Genomic DNA, 3,638 nt, shown 5'->3' with positions numbered 1-3,638 from the left:
GGGCTTTTCATTTTATTCCTTTTCCCTACATCCTTTTTCCCATTACAGTATTTTGAGATTAATTCATTATTAAGCATACCCATCGCATTAACAATATTCTTTTTTTTACTCATGTTGGCATTTTATTTTTATAAAAATTCAAAGACCTTATCTTTCCTTTCCTCTCTCCTACTAATCTCAAGCATTGCTATTTTCCCTATATTCCAAAGACTTGATTTAAGTATGTGCAACAGTAGTTATTTTGTAACTTTAAGTATCATTATGTTTTGTTATTTCTCTGCTCAAAATATTTATGAAAAGAATAAAACTATTTTTCGATTAGTCTTCCTCTTTTTTTTAATCATTCTGTCTATCCTCTCTATATTTAGTTTTCAACTTACCTATGAGTTAAAAGACCCAGAAAGATTATGGTTAGCCTGTGCAGGAAATTATCCTTCAAATACTGAAGCATGGAAATATTTAGCACGAACTATGACAAAAAAAGCAAAAGAAGAAAGCCCTCAAAAAAATACTTATCTTGAAAAATCCGAGCAAGCATGGAATACCCTGTTAGAACTAAATCCCGAACACATAGAAGTATTGCAAAATAAATCGCTTTTATGTTTGGAAAGTAACCGCTATGATGAAGCCAAAAGATACATAGCAAAGGCTATTGGACTAAATCCTTTTGACAGTGAAAGTATAAGAATGCAGATAAGAATAATTGAGAAGGAAATAAAAACAGGGACAGAAAACAAAGACAACTTAATTCAATTGTATAATTCATACATAAGTTTATATTTGATTAACAAGGATTTAAACACAGATGAAAAAAATAAATTTTTAGATGTAGCACAGAAATTATTGAATTATGAGCAGGGATGGGAAATATTAAAACAAGACTTTAATAAATTAAAAGACCAAAAAGAGGATTTCCAAAAAGGATACGATGATATAAAAAAAGCATTAAATAATATTCCTGTTTCTTTGTTAGTTAATGATAATGTCTTCAAAGCCCCTTATCAAATTATCGCAGATTACTATGAAAAAAAAGGTATGTTTACCTTATCTCAGGCATGGTTATCTTTGGGTGTGCAAAAAGAACAAGATAATAAGGATTTGTTAATTAAACTTGGTACTATATACGGGAAATCAGGTAAACCTGAGGAATTTATAGAGAAATGGGCAAATTATTTTAATGAGAATAAACAACTATGGGAAAACATAGTCCAAGAATGTATAAATAAAAGTGATTTTGTATCAGCAGAAATTTATATGGGACAAACTTCTTATTCTACAGGGGAAAAATATGTAATCTTATCTCGTATAGCAGTTGAAAAAGGTTACAAAGAACAGGCAAAATTATGGCTTGAAAAAGCAAAAGAAAATAATCCTCCACCTGAATTAATACAGGAAATAAATGAACTTATAAACAAAATATCATAGTAAAACAAAGGAGTATATTCATGAGTTACATTGCAGAACGAATGAACTATATTGATGCCAGTGGAATTCGTAAAGTTTTTGCATTAGCAGCAAAAATGAAAAATCCTATTAACTTAAGTATTGGTCAACCGGATTATGATGTAGATGAAGTATGTAAAGATGTCGCTATTAGTGCCATAAAAAATGGCTTTAACTCATATACACAAACATGGGGTATCGATGAACTTCGGGAAGCAGTGCAGGAATATTATCAAGATAAGTTTGGCGTAAAAATATCTAATGTTATGATAACCTGTGGAGTATTAGGTGGATTATTCCTCGCCTTATTAGCAACGGTTAATCCTGGGGATGAAGTTGTTTTTGCTGACCCTTATTTTGTTATGTATAAACATCTGGTTAATTTATTAGGTGGAAAACCTGTATCCGTGGACACCTATCCTGATTTTCATTTAACAGCAGAAAAGATTGAACCTGTTATAACGGATAAAACAAAAATCTTGATTTTAAATAGTCCGTCCAATCCCACAGGACTAACAATTCCTAAAGAAGATTTGGCAAAAATTGCTGACTTGGCAAAAAAATACAAATTATTAGTTATAACCGATGAAATTTATGAATCTTTATTATATGACGAAGAGCCATCTACAATTGCAGGGATGTATGACCAGGTAATTTTGCTTAATGGCTTTTCTAAAAATGCTGGCATGACAGGTTGGCGTGTGGGATATGTGGCAGGACCTGAAGATATTATTCAACAAATGAATACACTACAACAATACACCTTTGTTTGTGCCCCTTCATTTGCCCAAAAAGCTGCGGTTAAAGCACTAAAAGCGGATATGACAGAAAAAATAGAAGCATACCGAAGGAAAAGAAATTTAATATATGAAGGATTAAAAGATACCTTTGAAGTAATAAAGCCGAAAGGTGCTTTTTATATATTTCCTAAGGCTCCGGGAGGTGGTGGTGATGAATTTGTGAAAAAGGCAATAGAAAATAATATTCTTATAATTCCAGGAAGTGTTTTCTCTGATAAGAAAACACACTTCCGCATTTCCTTTGCCGCTCCTGACGAGACTATTAAACGAGGCGTCGAAGAACTCAACAAATTAGCAAAACAATTTTTATAAATACCAAATAAAAATAACAATTATTGAGATTTTTAGTAAGAATACTTGTAAAACTTTATAAAAGAGAAAATTACTGTTGTATATTTGGGCAATAATTGTCCTCACTGGCTCCTGGACAGGGATAATATCCATTTGTATTAAAGAACTGAATTACTCTGAGTAATTCACTCAAATCAATCTTCCAATCTTGTTGTTTATAATCGGAATCATGCGGCCGACATGTTTTATCCCCATCGATACCGGGAGCAAATCCATCTTCTGTACCAACTTCACAATGATAACCACCGGAATTGAAAAATTGTATTACACGCAACAACTCGGATAGGTCTATCCGCCAATCACCATTCCTATCAGAACTATGAGGTGGTAAAGTTTCTCCTTCTATACTTCCTTCTGTTAATCCTTCGCCTTCTCCTTCTTCGATACCTTCTATTATCCCTTCTTCAATTCCTTCTACACTGCCTTCTATTATCCCTTCACCTACACCTTCACCTTCTATAATTCCCTCTCCTTCAGTCACCGAACCTTCACCTTCTTGTATTTCAGGCTGCACATTTACTGTTATAGGTCCATAAGATTTAACCTCATAATTATTGGGATTATTCTCACAGTAATAACAAATATAACTTCCTGTATCTTCTAATGACAAGTTTTCAATATTTAAAGTCCGTTTCGAACTTCCTTTAATTCTTTCATTATCATTTATTAAAACGCCATCCTTATACCATTCATAGGTTGTTAAATATACATGCAGTAATTCGGGCACATATAAACGGAGATTTGTCCCTTCATTTACTGTAAAATTCCTTGGAGGAGGAAATTGTGGAGGTTTAATATTTGGATTAAGTGCCGCATTAACAAAGGCATTTTTCCCATCACATTCAAAATACAGATATTCCTGAGCATTTGTAAATCCATCTTTATCCGCATCGGCAAATTCGGAAGGAGATAATATGCCATTACCATTAACATCCCGAGCACCTAAGTAATTGGTCAATAACTGGTAGTTTCTTGAATCTATGGGAGTAAATGTTAAACCGGGCAAAAATTGAGAAACACTTTCTGATGTAAGGGCAACAGAAG

3 protein-coding genes are annotated in these 3,638 nt (G+C 32.9%); 2 read left to right on the top strand and 1 reads right to left on the bottom strand.

Features of this window, described 5'->3' with window-relative positions:
• Together PLA12_14550 and PLA12_14545 are read left to right on the top strand one after the other, a co-directional pair.
• Nucleotides 1-1,425: hypothetical protein (locus tag PLA12_14550; protein ID HOQ33710.1), on the top strand; the 1,425-nt coding region annotated here is incomplete at its 5' end.
• Between the two features lie 20 nt (nt 1,426-1,445).
• A complete protein-coding gene (locus PLA12_14545) occupies nt 1,446-2,555 on the top strand; it encodes an aminotransferase class I/II-fold pyridoxal phosphate-dependent enzyme (protein ID HOQ33709.1) in 1,110 nt (369 codons plus the stop codon).
• 70 nt (nt 2,556-2,625) lie between these two features.
• On the opposite strand, the gene PLA12_14540 is transcribed toward PLA12_14545, so the two are convergent.
• Nucleotides 2,626-3,638, bottom strand: a 1,013-nt coding sequence (locus tag PLA12_14540) for an immunoglobulin domain-containing protein (protein HOQ33708.1), incomplete at its 5' end; no start/stop codon positions are given.

Source organism: Candidatus Hydrogenedens sp., assembly GCA_035378955.1.
Taxonomy (GTDB): Bacteria; Hydrogenedentota; Hydrogenedentia; order Hydrogenedentales; family Hydrogenedentaceae; genus Hydrogenedens.
Note: the sequence above shows the minus strand (reverse complement) of the source record. Positions and strands in the feature narration are given on the sequence as shown.

Coding starts and splice junctions, on each gene's coding strand:
- PLA12_14545 (HOQ33709.1), top strand. CDS start 1,446: ATGAGTTACATTGCAGAACGAATGAACTATATTGATGCCAGTGGAATT.